Source organism: Halobaculum sp. MBLA0143 (assembly GCF_041361465.1).
Lineage (GTDB): Archaea > Halobacteriota > Halobacteria > Halobacteriales > Haloferacaceae > JAHENP01.
The window spans coordinates 1,975,205-1,989,428 of the sequence record NZ_JBGKAC010000001.1 but is presented as its reverse complement, the minus strand read 5'-3'; the positions used below and the strand labels follow the sequence as shown (position 1 = coordinate 1,989,428).

15 protein-coding genes and 1 pseudogene are annotated in these 14,224 nt (G+C 68.9%); 3 read left to right on the top strand and 13 right to left on the bottom strand.

Features of this window, described 5'->3' with window-relative positions:
- Positions 1-16 precede the first annotated feature (16 nt).
- Positions 17-819 (bottom strand): annotated as a pseudogene (locus tag RYH79_RS10210) (alpha/beta fold hydrolase).
- 364 nt (positions 820-1,183) lie between these two features.
- Here RYH79_RS10210 and RYH79_RS10200 point away from each other — a divergent pair.
- Positions 1,184-2,272, top strand: coding sequence for a DUF7972 family membrane protein (locus RYH79_RS10200; protein WP_489753351.1), 1,089 nt, complete (start codon positions 1,184-1,186; stop codon positions 2,270-2,272).
- Positions 2,273-2,380: 108 nt separating this feature from the next.
- Here RYH79_RS10200 and RYH79_RS10195 read toward each other — a convergent pair whose 3' ends face one another.
- From RYH79_RS10195 to RYH79_RS10145, 11 genes are all read right to left on the bottom strand, one after another.
- The gene (locus tag RYH79_RS10195; RefSeq protein ID WP_370898748.1) at positions 2,381-2,812 is read right to left on the bottom strand and encodes a type II toxin-antitoxin system VapC family toxin; all 432 of its coding nucleotides are present in this window, start codon (positions 2,810-2,812) and stop codon (positions 2,381-2,383) included.
- Positions 2,812-3,075 carry an AbrB/MazE/SpoVT family DNA-binding domain-containing protein gene (locus tag RYH79_RS10190; protein ID WP_370898746.1) on the bottom strand — a complete coding sequence of 88 codons (264 nt, stop codon included), beginning with the start codon at positions 3,073-3,075 and terminating at the stop codon, positions 2,812-2,814. Before RYH79_RS10190 ends, RYH79_RS10195 begins: the two co-directional genes overlap by 1 nt.
- A gap of 238 nt (positions 3,076-3,313) precedes the next feature.
- Positions 3,314-4,267: a nucleoside recognition protein gene (locus tag RYH79_RS10185; protein WP_370900854.1), complete on the bottom strand. Its 954-nt coding sequence runs from the start codon at positions 4,265-4,267 to the stop codon at positions 3,314-3,316.
- 151 nt (positions 4,268-4,418) lie between these two features.
- Positions 4,419-5,501 (bottom strand): signal recognition particle-docking protein FtsY, encoded by a 1,083-nt coding sequence (gene ftsY, locus RYH79_RS10180; RefSeq protein ID WP_370898744.1) that lies wholly within the window; start codon positions 5,499-5,501, stop codon positions 4,419-4,421.
- Positions 5,502-5,504: 3 nt separating this feature from the next.
- Positions 5,505-5,981: a prefoldin subunit alpha gene (pfdA, locus tag RYH79_RS10175; protein WP_370898742.1), complete on the bottom strand. Its 477-nt coding sequence runs from the start codon at positions 5,979-5,981 to the stop codon at positions 5,505-5,507.
- Complete coding sequence (rpl18a, locus tag RYH79_RS10170; protein ID WP_370898740.1) at positions 5,978-6,151, bottom strand: 50S ribosomal protein L18Ae; 174 nt, start codon at positions 6,149-6,151, stop codon at positions 5,978-5,980. Before rpl18a ends, pfdA begins: the two co-directional genes overlap by 4 nt.
- A gap of 162 nt (positions 6,152-6,313) precedes the next feature.
- Positions 6,314-7,108 (bottom strand): DUF7388 family protein, encoded by a 795-nt coding sequence (locus RYH79_RS10165; RefSeq protein WP_370898738.1) that lies wholly within the window; start codon positions 7,106-7,108, stop codon positions 6,314-6,316.
- A 301-nt stretch (positions 7,109-7,409) separates the two neighbouring features.
- Complete coding sequence (locus tag RYH79_RS10160; protein WP_370898737.1) at positions 7,410-8,183, bottom strand: ABC transporter permease; 774 nt, start codon at positions 8,181-8,183, stop codon at positions 7,410-7,412.
- Positions 8,180-9,184, bottom strand: coding sequence for an ABC transporter ATP-binding protein (locus RYH79_RS10155; protein ID WP_370898735.1), 1,005 nt, complete (start codon positions 9,182-9,184; stop codon positions 8,180-8,182). Before RYH79_RS10155 ends, RYH79_RS10160 begins: the two co-directional genes overlap by 4 nt.
- Positions 9,181-10,491, bottom strand: a complete 1,311-nt coding sequence (locus tag RYH79_RS10150; RefSeq protein ID WP_370898733.1) for a DUF6895 family protein — start codon at positions 10,489-10,491, stop codon at positions 9,181-9,183. The genes RYH79_RS10155 and RYH79_RS10150 overlap by 4 nt, the downstream gene beginning before the upstream one ends.
- Positions 10,492-10,661: 170 nt before the next feature.
- Positions 10,662-10,799 carry a hypothetical protein gene (locus tag RYH79_RS10145; protein ID WP_370898731.1) on the bottom strand — a complete coding sequence of 46 codons (138 nt, stop codon included), beginning with the start codon at positions 10,797-10,799 and terminating at the stop codon, positions 10,662-10,664.
- Between the two features lie 249 nt (positions 10,800-11,048).
- On the opposite strand from RYH79_RS10145, the gene RYH79_RS10140 reads away from it, so the two are divergent.
- Both RYH79_RS10140 and RYH79_RS10135 read left to right on the top strand, forming a co-directional pair.
- Positions 11,049-11,927 carry an ABC transporter ATP-binding protein gene (locus RYH79_RS10140; protein ID WP_370898729.1) on the top strand — a complete coding sequence of 293 codons (879 nt, stop codon included), beginning with the start codon at positions 11,049-11,051 and terminating at the stop codon, positions 11,925-11,927.
- The gene (locus tag RYH79_RS10135) at positions 11,927-13,483 is read left to right on the top strand and encodes an ABC transporter permease (RefSeq protein ID WP_370898727.1); all 1,557 of its coding nucleotides are present in this window, start codon (positions 11,927-11,929) and stop codon (positions 13,481-13,483) included. The genes RYH79_RS10140 and RYH79_RS10135 overlap by 1 nt, the downstream gene beginning before the upstream one ends.
- Here the strand turns inward: RYH79_RS10135 and RYH79_RS10130 are convergent.
- Positions 13,480-14,079 carry an NUDIX hydrolase gene (locus RYH79_RS10130; RefSeq protein WP_370898725.1) on the bottom strand — a complete coding sequence of 200 codons (600 nt, stop codon included), beginning with the start codon at positions 14,077-14,079 and terminating at the stop codon, positions 13,480-13,482. The genes RYH79_RS10135 and RYH79_RS10130 overlap by 4 nt on opposite strands.
- Positions 14,080-14,224 lie beyond the last annotated feature (145 nt).

Genomic DNA, 14,224 nt, shown 5'->3' with positions numbered 1-14,224 from the left:
GTGTGTCTCTGCCGTCTCACCAAGTCGGCGACGCTCTCCCGGGTGAGTCGCCGTCGTGCCGGTCGGTCAAGAAGTCGACCAACAGCCGTGTCGTCGCCCGTGGCTCGTCGACGGTGAGCCAGTGGCTCGCGTCGGCGACCGTCTCGTAGCGCCACGACCCCTCCGTGAGATCGATCGTCTCCGTCGAGTTGCGGAGCTGCGGTTCGAGGAGGTACGCGTCGTCTTCCGCCAACACGCCCATCACCGGGCAGGTCACGTCCGGTGGGGCCGGCGGCGCGTCTGCCGGCGGCACGGGCTTCGCGTTCGCCCGGTACCAGCCGAGTGCGGCCGTCAGTGCCCCCGGCTCCGAGAGCCGGTCGACGTACCGGTCCACGTCGTCACCGCCCGCACACCAGTCGCGGAACAACGCCCAGTCGTCCGCCCGGAGCTCGTGTTCTGCGGCCTCGAACTGGAAGTAGTCGAGGTGCCACGGCGCCCGGCGCTGTGTCGCCGACGCGAACCCGGAGTTGCCCAACACCCCGGCCGTGAGTGCCGTCAACGACGAGACACGCTCCGGCGGTGTCGCCGCCGCGGTCCACCCGACCTGTGCGCCCCAGTCGTGACCGACGACGTGAGCCGTCTCGACGTCGACCGCGTCCAGCAGTCCGACCACGTCCTCCTCGACGACCGTCTGGAGTTCGTACACCGCGACGGCTTCGGGTTCGGAGCGTCACCGAACCCGCGCAGGTCCGGCGCGAGCACGCGGAATCCGGCGTCCGCGAGTGCCGGCACCTGGTACCGCCACAGTCTGCGGGTGTCCGGGAACCCGTGGAGCAACACCACCACCGCCCCCGACCCGTGGTCGACGACTGGGAACGACCGGCCGGAGACCGTGATCCGTTCGATTTCGTCTGTCACGTCGACCGACTCGATCGACTTCGGGAGCGTCCGTCTCACGGCACAGACTCCGACGAAATCGTTGAATCGTCACCGAGTGAGGCGCCCCGGGCGCACCCGGACACCGTCCCGCTCGCGGACGACCTCCACCTCCAGCGTTCCCTCGTCGTCCACCGTCCACCGCGGCTCGCCCCTGCCCCCGTGTGGTTCCGACGGGGGGCGAGACGGCTCCAGCAGACGACCACGGCGTGACGGCTCTTCTATAGTATCATCAACTGTTTTCAATTTTGAGTGGAATACGGCTTGTGTGACCGACAGTGAGGGAAGTCGCCCGAGCGACACGATGCGGGAGCGCGTGCCGGAGAGCAGCCGGAAGTTCTGGCTCCTGTCGAACGCGAACCGGTGGCTAGTCGCCGCCGGCATCGCGGGCAGTGTGTTCCTCGCGCTCGTCGTCGTCGGACAGCTCCGCCCGGTCGGGACACCACCGTTGTTCGGCCAGCAGGACCCCGTCGAGACGTTGTTCCAGGGGCTGCTCACGTCCATCATCACGGCTGTCACGCTCGTACTCACGCTCAGTCAGCTCGTGCTCTCCCAGGAACAGGGGCCGGTCGGGGACCAGCGCGAGCGGATGGAAGGGGCGATGGCGTTCCGGAGAGACGTCGAGAGCGCCATCGAGGAGAGCGTGAGTCCCGCACAGCCGTCGGCGTTCCTCCGGTCGCTCGTGAAACTCACGGAGCGCCACTCTACTGCCCTCCAGGACGCCATCGCGGACGTCGACGACGACGAGTTGAACGACCAGGTGGCCGCGTTCACGGAGAACGTGAAACGGAACGCGGACGCCGTCCAGGGCAGCCTCGAGGGCTCCCAGTTCGGCGAGTTCGACGTGGTGTTCTCCGCACTGAACTACAACTACTCGTGGAAGCTGTACGTGGCACGCCGCATCCGCGCGGAAAACGAGGACGTGCTCACCGAGGAGGCACACCACGCGCTCGACGAGCTCGTCCACGCGCTCGAACTGTTCGGCCCGGCGCGCGAGCACTTCAAGACGCTGTACTTCCAGTGGACGCTCATCGACCTCTCCCGGACGATGCTGTACGCGTCCATCCCGGCGCTCCTCACGGCGGTCGCGGGCATCGTCTACCTCGATCCGACTCTGTTCCCGGGCACCGTGTTCGGCGTGCGTACGCCCGTCGTGGTGGTGAGTGCGGGTGTGGCCGTCTCCCTGCTCCCGTTCGCGTTCCTCCTGTCGTACATCCTCCGTATCGTCACCGTGACGAAGCGCACGCTCTCTATCGGGCCGTTCGTCCTCCGGGAGACCGACCAGTCTCGTGACCTCGACTGGGGGGAACCCGAGGCGAAGAGTGGAGCGAACGCCGGCGACGACGACAGTGAGTGAAAACGCAGTTCGGGCGGTCGGAGGTCTCGGACTCCCTGATCCCCACGACGGCCCGGTCGTCGGTACCACCGCGTCGGAGCGACGAGTGGGACAGTCCCCGGGTGGAGACTACGTTTCGAACGGGTCGCGCGCGGACGACAGCCTCGTCACCCAGTCGATCTGATCGAAGTCGTCGTCGAACGAGTACAGGTACTCGGAACCGCTCCGTTGCCCGTGAGCCGCGATGGCGGCGTCGCCGAACGACAGCTGTTCGTACTTCTCGTGGATGTCCACAGCCCTGGTGAAGTCGCTCTGTGTCGTGTGGACGATCTCGAACCCCGCAGACTCGGACAGCTGTCTCCTCGTGTTGACGGCGAGGTCGGGTCGATGTCGCGTATGGAGGAGATTCAGTGTCTCTAAGACGACGTAGTCGACAACTCGTCCCGTTGGGAGGTCTCCGGAGTCGATCCCAGCGACGGTCCGACGCGCCGAGTCGTGTCGACGGCTATCCTCGTTCCTGAAGTCGATCAGGACGTTACTGTCGACGAGCGCGGCCGGCATCACTCCTCCTCCCCAGAGGGGGGTTCGTAGCCGGCACGGTCGTACGAATCTAGTGAGTCGTCACCGAGTGACGCAGTTTGTGCGTCCTCGAACGCACCGTACCGCTCGTGGACGACTTCGACCTCCAACGTTCCCTCGTCGTCCACTGTCCACCGTAGTTTGTCCCCGGCTCCGATGTCGAGACGACGGCGAACGTCGGCGGGAAGCGTCACCATTCCACTGTCGTTTACCTTCGTCTCCTCGACGGATACGTCGGTTGTCACACCCGCCCGTTGTCCCGACCACGCCATACATGTTGTGGCACATGTGCCGACAGAGTGAGTCGTCAGGGTCGATCCTGCGAGACGACAGGGCTGTCGGGATGCGCGAAACGCGCGAGGCCTTCGTGAGCGAAGCGAACGAGGAGGCTGGGGGAGGTGTGGCTGTGGTGCAGTGCTGTTCGGACGGGCTTCCGGACTGCGTGTCGTCCCGACGACGACCGGAACGACTCCGACAGCCGAATCAGATCAAGAACCAGACCACAGCCCCGGAGATGAACACCACCTTCAGCACGGTGTTCACGACGATCACCTTCGAGCCGAACGACGCCCCCCAGATCCCGTACTGGAACGGGATCGACCGCTTGAACGTCGACACGGCGAACGTGACGATCCCGCCGAGCAACATCGTCACGACGGCCTGGTCGACCGTCAGCGTCCCGCCGATCAGCGGGGCGACCGTCGCGGCGCCGGCGGTGGTGTCGAACGCGAACACGACGATCACGGGGACGGCCGCGGCCGGGAGTCCGGCGACCTCCGCCAACGGCCCGGCGGCGGCCGACAGCGACCGGAACGCCTCCGCGGCCGCGAGCACGGACACGAGGAGGTAGACGGCCGCTAGCCGTGGGACGATGCTGCGGAGCTTCCCGGCCGTCGACGACCACGCCTCCGCGACGGCCGCCCGCGGTCCCCCCTCGCTGCCCCCGTCTGCCGCGGTCTCGGTCGCGTCCGTCTCTACCGTCACCGTCTCGTCTACGTCCCGGTCGGTCAGGAGCACCGCGCCGGCGACGACGCCCGTGAGGGTGATCCCCAGCGCGATCGCGCCGCGGGTGCCGACGTACAGGAGTCCGGTCTCCCGACCGAGGATCGGGACAATCACCGGTGCGTAGAAGGTGAAAATGTGCTGTGTGAACCCGAAGAACGTGTTGATCGTCACGGCCACGAGCGTCGCGCGGTCGGACAGCCGGCCGGACTCCCGGAAGTCCGCCAGCATACCGTAGCCGGCCGTCGTCGACGCCGCCGTGGTCAGGATCGCCGTCCCTACCTCGTCCGGGAGGTTCGCGGGACCGGTGAGGAACCGCGACACGCCGGCGATCCGTTCGACCGCGCCGAAGGAGACGGCGAGGTTGGCCAGGAACACCCCGACGGAGATCAGGACGGAGATCCGGACGACCCGTTCGCCAGCCCGCGGCAGCACGGTCGCGTAGTCGACGGCCGCGAGGGTCCGGACGGCGGCGATTGCCGCGGCCACGAGCGCGTCGACCGGCGTCTGTGCGACGACTGTCACGCCCGGCCGTCGGGCCCGCGAGAAGGTGTCGGTGTCGGTTCCGCCTCGGCGCTCGTGTGTGTCAGTCCTCTCCGTCTCCCAGCAGCGCGTCGACGAGCTCCTCCGGTTCGAACCGCTCTAGATCGTCGTACCCCTGACCGACACCGAGGAACAGGATCGGCTTCCCGGTGACGTACGCGACGGAGATGGCGGCGCCGCCCGAGGAGTCGGCGTCCGCCTTCGTCAGAACCGCGCCGTCGATCGCCGCCGCGTCGTCGAACTCTCGAGCACGCTCGACGGCGTCCTGGCCGGCGACCGCCTCGTCGACGAACAACGTCATGTCCGGGCCGACGACCCGGTCGATCTTCGACAACTGCTCCATCAGGTCCTCGGAGGTGTGGAGCCGCCCGGCGGTGTCGCCCAAGACTACGTCCACGTCGTTCGCCTCGGCGTACTCCACGGCGTCGTAGATCACGGCCGCCGGGTCACCGCCCTGCTCGTGGGTGATGATCTCCGTCCCCAGCGTCTCCGCGTGTTCCGTGATCTGCTCGTTGGCGCCGGCACGGTAGGTGTCACCGTTGGCCATCACCGTCGACAGCCCGCGTTCCTCGAAGTACCGCGACAGCTTGGCGATGGTCGTCGTCTTCCCGACCCCGTTGATGCCGGTGAACACGATGGTGACCGGCTTGTCCGCCTCTCGAACCCGGCGCTCGAAGTCGAACTGTCCGACCGCAATCACGTCCAACAGGGCGTCGTGGAGCGCCTCCGTCACGAGCTCCTCGGTCGTCTCCACCTGTGCGCGGGTCTCGCCGATCAGACTCTCTCTGATCGACTCCAACATTTCCTCGGCGACACTCATCTCCACGTCGGAGTCCAACAGGGCCATCTCCAGGTCCCACAGCTGGTCCTCTAAGTCACCCTCCTCGATAATAACCCGCCCGGTGGCGAACGCGGCGGCACGCTTCAGTCGCCCCGGTCCGTCGTCGTCGCTGTCGTCGCCGTCGTCGGGCTCGGCGGACTCCTCTGTCGTCGGCTCCTCCGTGGTCTCGGCTTCCGCCTCGGCTTCGGCTTCCGCCTCCGCCTCCACCTCGGCGGCCTTCTCCTCGACCTCCTCGGTCGCGTCCTCACGGAACGAGGAGAGCTTGTCCTTGAGCCCGTCGAACATGGGTTACTCGCCGTCGTCTTCCATCTGCTGCATCTGCTGCATCTGCTGTTGCTGCATCTGTTGTTGCATCTGCTGGGCGCGCTGCTCCAGCTGGTCGGACTCCGACTCCAACTCCGCCTTCTCCGACCGGAGCTCGTCGATCTGGTCGTCGATGGTGTCGCGCTTTCGCTCTAACGCGTCGACGGCGTCGTCCTGCTCCTGCTCGGCCGCGTAGCCGCCGCCGAGCGAGACGATCACTTCGTCGATGTCCTGGACCTCCGCGCGGAGGTAGGCGCCGCCGCCCAGCGGGACCTGGACCGTCGCGCCGGACTCCAGCGTCTCGATGGCCGACACCGCCTCGTCGATCTCCGACTGTTCCTGACGGAGGTCACCGATCTCTTCGTCCAACTCGTCGATCTCTGCCTCGATGGCCTCCAGCTCCTGGCTGATCTGCTGGAGTTGCTGCTGGCCGCCGCCACCACCGCCACCACCGAGGCTCATGCCGACACCTCCTCGATCTCGACCTGATTGCGGTCGAGTCGGTGTTCGGCGCCGAACTTCGAGAACGTCCGCTCGCGGGCGACGTTCTCGTTGGGCGCGTCCACGCTCCGGGTGAACGACTGTGCCCCCTCGCGGGTCTCGAACCGACCGCTCACAGTGAACTCGGTCATGTCTCCGAGTGGCCGGGGCACGGGGAAGTACCTTCCGACTCCCGTCACACCCGTTCGTCCGCACTCGCTTTGCTCGTCCGTCCTCACGGACGTGACGTAGTCACACTCGCTCCCTGCGGTCGCTCGCGTGACTCCCGGAGGCTGCCGCCCCACGAGCGTCGTTCAGCGGGTGAACGTCTCCACGCCCGCCGCCGGGTAGCCGACCACGAGATCCGCGCCGGCCGTCTTCAACTCGTCCACCCGTTCGCGGATCGTCGCGTGCGAGCCGACGAGCGCGTAGTCTCTGACGGCCGCCTCCAACACCTCCCTGGCTCGCCCGGTCGCGGTCGCGTCCGTGGCGGCGTCGTCCGGCAGCGCCCGCCGCACCGGTGCCCGCCGTGCCGCGTACGCGCCGACGGCGTCCAGGATCGCGTCCTCGTCTGCCGTCGGCACCGTCGGCGCGTACACCGCCACGTCGCCGTCGTAGCCGGCGGCCCGCAGCCCCTCGATCGCGTCGACCGTCCCGCGGGACAGCAGTTCGTACTGGACGCCCCCGGCCGCCAGCGCCACCCGCTCGACACTCTCCGTGCCGACCCACGGGTCGTTCGTCCGTTCGACGGCCGCGCCGAGTCGCGGCGCGACGGCCCGCGACTGCTCCGTTTCCGTCAGGTACGCCCCGTGACCGGCGACGAGCACCCGACCGGCCCCCTCCGGCAGCCGCGTCGACAGTTCGTCGTCACCCAACGGGTCGAACCCGTCGGCCCGCACCGGGGTCGTCACCCGCAGCGTCCGGTCGGCCGCCAGCGACGAGAGCGTCTCCGCCGACGGCAGCGCCGACCGCCCCTCGTAGTCGACACACACCAACTCGAACGGGAGCCGCCGGATCGCAGCCGCTGTCGTCTCCGTCGGCTTGAACACGACGCCGTCCAGTCCCGTCGTCTCGATGCCGTCACCCTCGCGCGTACGTGTCGTACTCATATCTGCGTCTGACCCCGTCGCGTCTGTGTCCGTGTTCGCGTCCGTGTCCGCAACTGTCTGCACGTCCGTGTTCGTCGCCGTCGCTGGCACTGTGCCCGTCTCGTCGGCCAGAACACTCCTCTCGTCTCACTCACCGCCGAACGCCGTCGCTGGCGGGTGTCGACGCCACGCCGTGTCGCGTCCGCGAGAGAACTACCGTGGTCGCGGAACGCGATCCATCGCCTGTGCGGCCATGCCACCCCATGTGGGTGTGGCGAACATAAGCCTGTCTCCCGTGGCGAGGCTCGCCGGACGGCTCGGGTCAGTACTGCCCGAGCACGCCCCGCTGGCGCGCGACCTTCTGGAGATAGTGGAGACCGCCGAACCCGAGCGCGACGTAGACGACGAGCTTGGCGGCCAACAACCCCGCCATCGTCGGCGACACCGCCGTCACCGTGCCGGCCCGCATCGTCGTCTCCAGCATCCGGGTGCCGACGGTCAGCGGCAGCGCCGCGACCACGGGGTTGGCGTCCAACGGCAACGAGATGAACCCGACGAGGAACAACTGCATTAGCCCCGTGATCGCGCCGATCTTCTTGTAGATCAGCGACAGCCCGCCGAGCGCGAGCCCCAGCCCGATCACCGGGAAGATGGTCGCCAGCCCCAGCGGCACCACCCCCAACGGGATCGACAGCGCCGTGTCGCTGATTGCCACCATCAGCCCCAAGACGATCATCCCGAAGCCGAGACTGCCGGTGATGAAGAACAGACTGTTGGCGAACACGACTCGTTCGATCCCGAACGGCGACATGTACAGCTGTTCGAGCGTGCCCCACTTCGCCTCCGTCTCCACCTGCTTCGACACCCGGTTGTACGCCTGTGCCGCCATCGTCCAGACGAAGAACCCGACGATCAGCCCGCCGAGCGAGTCTTCCACGACGGTCGGCGCGAACTGCTGTCCGCCGAAGAACAACAACGCGAACATCAGGAGGAACGTCACCACCTGCATCACGGAGTTGAGGAAGTACCGACGCAGCAGTGCGACCCGTTTTTCGGCTGTCACCCGCAGGAACGCGACGTACTCTGAGCCGTTCATACTGCCTCCGTCACCTCCTTCTGGTCGGTGTCGCTCGTCACTTGGACGAACGCCGCCTCCAAGTCGCGTTCCGCGGTGTTCATCGACTCGACGACCACGTCCGCCTCGCGCAGCGCGTCCATCAGATCGTACAGCCGCTCGCCGGAGGCGACGGTGACGGTGGCTCTGGCGTCCTCGCCGTCCCAGGAGACGGACTCGAACCGATCTGCCAGCGCGCGCCGGTCGTCCCGCTCGGGCAGTCCCGACAACGCGAGTTCGTACGTCTGGCTGTCGAACACGTCCGTCAGCGCCGCGACGGTGTCGGCCGCGATCACGGAGCCGTCGTCCAACACGATCACCCGGTCACACAGCTCTTCGACCACGTCCATGTCGTGGCTGGACAGCAACACCGTCCGGTCCTCGTCGGACGCGAGGTCTCGCAGTTCCCGTTGGAGCGCTCGCCCGGCCTGTACGTCCAGCCCGAGTGTCGGCTCGTCTAGGAACGTGATCGGCGTGCGCTGTGCGAGCACACACGCCAGCGAGGCGCGTTGTTTCTGGCCGCGAGAGAACTCCTTGACCGGCTCGTCTAACTTCTCGGACATCCCCAGCCGGGAGATCAGCTCCGTGTTCGCCTCGCGGACGGAGCCGGGAGCGATCCCCTGGAGTCCGGTGAAGTAGCGGACGTTCTCCCGCAGACTCATCCGCCAGTAGATATTGCGCGCGCCCTCCAGCATCGCGCTGACGTAGCGGTAGCGGTCCCGTCCGAGCGACGCGCCGTCCTGGCCGAACAGCTCCACCGTCCCCTCGTCCGGGACGACGACGCCGAGGATCGACTTCATCAGCGTCGTCTTGCCGGCGCCGTTCGGGCCGAGGAGCCCGACGACGCTCCCTCGTTCGACGGTCAGCGAGACGCCGTCGACCGCCGTGACGCCGTCCTCGCCGCCGTACGTCTTCGATACGTCTCGCACCCGGACCGCCGGCTCGTCGGCGTCGACGGCCGGTCGTGGTGTCGTCTCGTTCATGTGTCGTGTGTCTCCGTGATCTCCGTGACCGCCACGAGACCGTCCTCGCAGGCGGCGGTCGTCCGCGCGAGCGGCCCGGCCTCGAACGCCGCCGCGTCGTGGCCGGCCAGCTCGAACATGTGCCGCTCGTCCGTCCAGTAGCCGAACTGCCCGTCGTCGTCCCGTTGCTCCCGGAGGAACGCCTCCACCCGCTCGACGACCGGGGTCAGCGATGTCGGGAGCGTGTGGTCGGACAGTTCGACGAGCCGCTCGGCGCCGTCCTGGAGTTCGTAGTCCGCGAACGCCTCCAGCGCCGCCCCGAGTGCCGACAACGCCTCCGGGTCGGCCGTGGCTGCACCCTCCCAGTCCAGTCGGTCGCCGTGGTGGCTGACGACACGCCCCAACATTCCCCCGACGAGCGCCGTGTGGTAGTCCTCAAGCCACGTCGACGGGAGCCCGACGGACTCCGGGTCGAACGACTCCGGGTCGTCGTCGTCCGGGGTCGGGCCGGTGAGCGTCGGCGGCGCCGTCACGACCTCGGGGCCGGGGGTGTGGCCCAACTCCGTCGTCTCCTCGTGGAGCCAGTTCAGCGTCCACTCGACGAGCGCCGGCGACACCTGGCCGGTGACGACGCCACACAAGACGAGTTCCGCGGCCACATCCGTGTGGCCGTCCGCGACGAACCGCAGGAGGTAGCCGTCCAGTGCAGTCTGGAAGTCGTGGGCTGCCAGATTGCCGAGGGGCTGGCGCTCCGTCCCGAAGTCGGTGGCGAACAGAATCGCGTGTGTGAGCGCGTACGCATCCATCCGGGACCCACGGATCGGCACCGGGTCGCCGGCGACCGCCGACCGGGCGAGCACGGCCGCCGGGTCGACCTGTGGCTCCCGGCCGGCCAACGCCGCCAGCCGCGCGACGTCGAGTCTCCGGTTCGCCAGCCACTCCGTCCCGGTCACCGCCGGGTGTGTCACCGCCGTCGTCACCGCCTCGCGGACGGACTCGCCGACCGTGTCGCGCGCCAGCCCGACCGTCAGCGCCGGGGCGTACCGGAGCAGCTTCGTCGGGTCGCGCCGCAACAGGTCGACGTACGCCTCCCGTTGCAGCGTCTCGTCGACGACCGCGGTCAACGGCTCGGGCGCCGCCGGCGAGAGACAGTCGGCGACGTACACGTACAGCGCCAGCTCGGAGAACGCCTTCCGACGGTACTCGATGGCGTCCGTGTCCGTCCAGCCCAACGGGTCGAACGCCGGGGTGTGGTCCGCGAGCCACTCGTCGTTTGCCGTCGTCAGCCGCGCCGCCTGCTCCGTGAGTTGGTGTCTCCTGTCGGCCATTCTTACCCCTCGGTCGACCGCCTCCGGGCTGTCTGACGTGTCACACTACACAATTATCAAGTCTCGATATAAATCTTTGGATGGCACAACTGATACAGTTAGGCGACGCAAACAAAATTGGGTGCCGCCGTCCCGTGACGGCGGTGGTCGACGAGTGGAACCGACACCGATCAGTCGCTGCCGGTGTAGACGTAGTGCTCGGTGACCGCCGTCCACTCGGCGTTGATCTCCAGACCCACCATCTCGGTCAGGTCTGCCATCTCGACTTCGCTCGGGGTCTCGATGTCGTGGAGCGTAGCTTCTTGCATGCTACACCTGTGAAGTGCGGTGGATGTAAATTAAATCTATTGTATACCGTCCGACACGACCCGCTTGTTAGAAATTCTCACGCAGTTGTAGAACTCGGTTCGAACGGCTCCTATGCGGCCGTTTCTAGCCTTCTGTGTCTCAATTCAGTGACGTAGTGCTTATCAAATTTCACGAGTAGACAGTTTCTTCACTCCGTTGTCCGAGACGTGAGGTGTGTCCCCGACAGACTGTTCGCGGCGGTGGTCTCGGTGAAACTCGAACTGGACGGGCTCGGCAAGCGCTACGGCGACACCTGGGCGCTCCGCGGTGTCGACCTGACGTTGGGGCCGGGTGTCGTCGGCCTCCTCGGCCCGAACGGCGCGGGCAAGTCCACGCTGATGCAGATCGTCACGACGTTCACGGAGCCCACGGAGGGGACCGTGCGGTGGAACGGGACGGACGTGATCGACTCCCCGGGGGCGATCCGGGAGGCGGTCGGCTACCTCCCCCAGCAGTTCGGGGTGTACCCCAGCCTCACCGCTCGGGAGTTCCTCCGGTACCTCGCGGCCGTCCGGGGGGTGTCGAGCCCGGGCGACCGGATCGAGGAGCTGTTGGAGATCGTCGGGCTCTCGGACGCGGCCGACGACCGGCTCGGCGGCTTCTCCGGCGGGATGCGCCGGCGGGTCGGGATCGCACAGACGCTGTTGTCCGACCCCGAACTCCTGATCGTCGACGAGCCCACCGTCGGCTTAGACCCGACCGAGCGGGCGCGGTTCCGGAGTCTCCTGTCCGCGCTCGCCAGCGACCGGATCGTCGTCCTCTCCACGCACATCGTCCCGGACGTGGAGGCGACTGCGGGCGAGATTGCCCTGTTGGACGACGGTGAACTGCTCGCACACACGACGCCGACGGAGCTGCTCGCGGCCGTCGAAGGGCGGGTCTGGGAGGTGGTCGTCCCCGAGGCGGACGTGGCCGACGTGAAGGCGAGTCACACCGTGGCGAGCACGACCCGTCGGAGTGACGGCGTCCACCTCCGCGTAGTCGGCGACCGACCCGACCGAGAGGCGACGGCCGTCGAGCCGACGCTGGAGGAGGCGTACCTCCACGAGGTCGAGACGGACCGAACGACGGTGGAGGTGACGCCGTAGTGTTCCGTGCGACTCTGGCCGTCGCGGTCGCCGACCTCCGGCGGCGCACCCGTTCGCCGACGCTGCTCGTCGCCGGCCTCCTCACGGCGTACCTCGGGAAGCTGATCGTCGTCGACGGGGAACTCGTCGTCGCCGGCTCCTACACCGGCACCGGCACTGCGGCGTGGTACGGCGGCGCCGTCTGCGGGCTCGGCACCGCGGTGTTGGTCGTCGTCGGGTTCCCGCTCGTCCGCGGCGGAGTCACCCACGACCGGGACACCGGGGTTGCGACCCTGTTGGCGACCTCGCCGTTGGGCGACGCCGCGTACCTCCTCGGGAAGTTCCTCTCGGCGTTCGCTGCGCTCGCCGTCGTCACGGCCGTGCTCGGCGGGGCGACCACCGCCGCCTTCCTCCTCGGCGGAACCGGCCCCCTCGACCTCCTCGTGCTGTGGGAGCCGTTCGCTCTGCTCACGCTGCCGGCGATGGCCGTCGTCGCCGCGGCGGCGGTGCTCACGGAGACGGTCGGGCCGCTCCGTGGCACCGCCGGCACGGCCGCGTACGTCGTCGGCACCCTGGCGGTCGTCGTCGCCGGCGCACAGGGGTCGCTCCCGTTCGATCTCTCCGGGCTCGGGCTGATCCAGCGCAGCGTGATCGCGGACGTCGTCGCCCAACACCCGACGGTGACGCGCCCGGTCGAAGGGTTCGCCTACCGACCGCCCGGCGGCGAGACGACGGCCTTCGAGTGGAGCGGGCTCGCCTGGACCCCGGCGCAGTTGCTCGACCGCGCGGCGACGTTCGCGGTCGCCGGCGGGCTGCTGGCGGCCGCGTGGGCTGCGTTCGACCGGTTCGACCCGGACGGCGGGCTGTCGCTGCCGACGCTCGGCGGTGACGCGAGCGAGGGGACGACCGCCGAACCGCCCGCCGCCGACGACGCCGCTCGCCCGGCCGTCGACGACGCCGTCGCCGCGCTGCCGACCGTCGAGACCGGCCGATTCGGGCTCCTGGCGGCGACGCTCGCGGAGGTCCGGATGGCGCTGCGACGGCGCCGGGCGTGGTACGGCGCGGTCGCGGCCGTCGTGGTCGGCTCGCTCGTCGGCCCGGCCGGTCCCGTCCGATCGTTGCTCGTCCCCGTCGGCACGCTCCTGGCGCTGCCGGCGCTGTCCGGGCTGGGGAGCCGGGAGCGCCGCGCCGACACCGCTCGGCTCCTCTTCACGACCGCCTCTCCCGTCGGACTGCTCGTCCCGACGTTCCTCTCGGGTGTCGCCGTCGTCGCCGTCGTCGTCGGTCCCGCCGCGATACGGTTCCTGACGCTCGGGGAGACCGGCGCGGTGATCGGGCTCGCCGGCGCCGCCGTCGCCCTCCCGGCGGCCGCGGTCGCCGTCGGCGTCTGGACCGCCCGGCCGCGCGCCTTCGAGACGGTCCTGCTGCTCGCGTGGTACCTCGGCCCGGTGAACGGTGTCGCGCCGTTGGACTTCCTGGGCGCCCGGCCGGCGACGGTCGCCGCGGGCGTCCCGTACGCCTACCTCGCGGCCGCGCCGGTCCTGTTGGCCGTCGCCGCCGTCGGTCGCCGGCGCTAGCTCGGCAGATCGGCGTCCGCGTCCACGACCCGGTCCACCTCCGCCGGCGCCCGCCAGTCCGTGGCGATCTCCAGCAGTTGGACGAGCATCCGGCCGGTCGCCCCCCAGACGGTGTAGCCGTCGACGTGGAAGAAGTGGAGCCTGACGGCGCCGTGTCGCGGGTGGTGACGACGCTCGGACTCGTAGTTGTCGGGGTCGGTCAGCGCCGGCACGGACAGGGGGACCACCTCCGCGACCTCGCCGTCGTCGGGGACGAACGCTCGGTCGGGCACCCGGCCGACGAACGGGCTGACGGCGTACTCGGAGACGGTCTCGATGTCGTCCAGCCGGCCGACGACGGTCACCTCCTCGGGCCGGAGGCCGATCTCCTCGTCCGCCTCCCGGAGCGCCGTCACCGTCAGGTCGCGGTCCGAGGGCTCCTCGCCGCCGCCGGGGAAGCTCATCTGCCCGGGGTGTTCACCCAGGTGGTCCGCCCGACGGGTGAACACGACGTGTGCGACGCCGTCGCGGCAGAACACCGGCGCCAACACGGCGGCCCGCCGCGGTGCGGTGTCGACCCGCTCGGGCGTGTGTGCCGCCACCGCGTCGTAGTCCATACCGTCGGACACGGTCTCGCGGGGTTTATCCTCACGGTCTCCCGCAAGACCATGACGACACGCCGAAACCCACTCGCCCGTCCGGAACGTACCGCGACCGTGACACGAACGACGACGACCGACGGACGGACGAGGGCGACCGCGG

Excerpts from the sequence above, each read along its gene's own strand:
- RYH79_RS10195 (WP_370898748.1), bottom strand. The coding sequence starts at position 2,812 with ATGCCGGCCGCGCTCGTCGACAGTAACGTCCTGATCGACTTCAGGAAC.
- ftsY (WP_370898744.1), bottom strand. The coding sequence starts at position 5,501 with ATGTTCGACGGGCTCAAGGACAAGCTCTCCTCGTTCCGTGAGGACGCG.
- pfdA (WP_370898742.1), bottom strand. The coding sequence starts at position 5,981 with ATGAGCCTCGGTGGTGGCGGTGGTGGCGGCGGCCAGCAGCAACTCCAG.
- rpl18a (WP_370898740.1), bottom strand. The coding sequence starts at position 6,151 with ATGACCGAGTTCACTGTGAGCGGTCGGTTCGAGACCCGCGAGGGGGCA.
- RYH79_RS10165 (WP_370898738.1), bottom strand. The coding sequence starts at position 7,108 with ATGAGTACGACACGTACGCGCGAGGGTGACGGCATCGAGACGACGGGA.
- RYH79_RS10160 (WP_370898737.1), bottom strand. The coding sequence starts at position 8,183 with ATGAACGGCTCAGAGTACGTCGCGTTCCTGCGGGTGACAGCCGAAAAA.
- RYH79_RS10155 (WP_370898735.1), bottom strand. The coding sequence starts at position 9,184 with ATGAACGAGACGACACCACGACCGGCCGTCGACGCCGACGAGCCGGCG.
- RYH79_RS10150 (WP_370898733.1), bottom strand. The coding sequence starts at position 10,491 with ATGGCCGACAGGAGACACCAACTCACGGAGCAGGCGGCGCGGCTGACG.
- RYH79_RS10145 (WP_370898731.1), bottom strand. The coding sequence starts at position 10,799 with ATGCAAGAAGCTACGCTCCACGACATCGAGACCCCGAGCGAAGTCGAG.
- RYH79_RS10130 (WP_370898725.1), bottom strand. The coding sequence starts at position 14,079 with ATGGACTACGACGCGGTGGCGGCACACACGCCCGAGCGGGTCGACACC.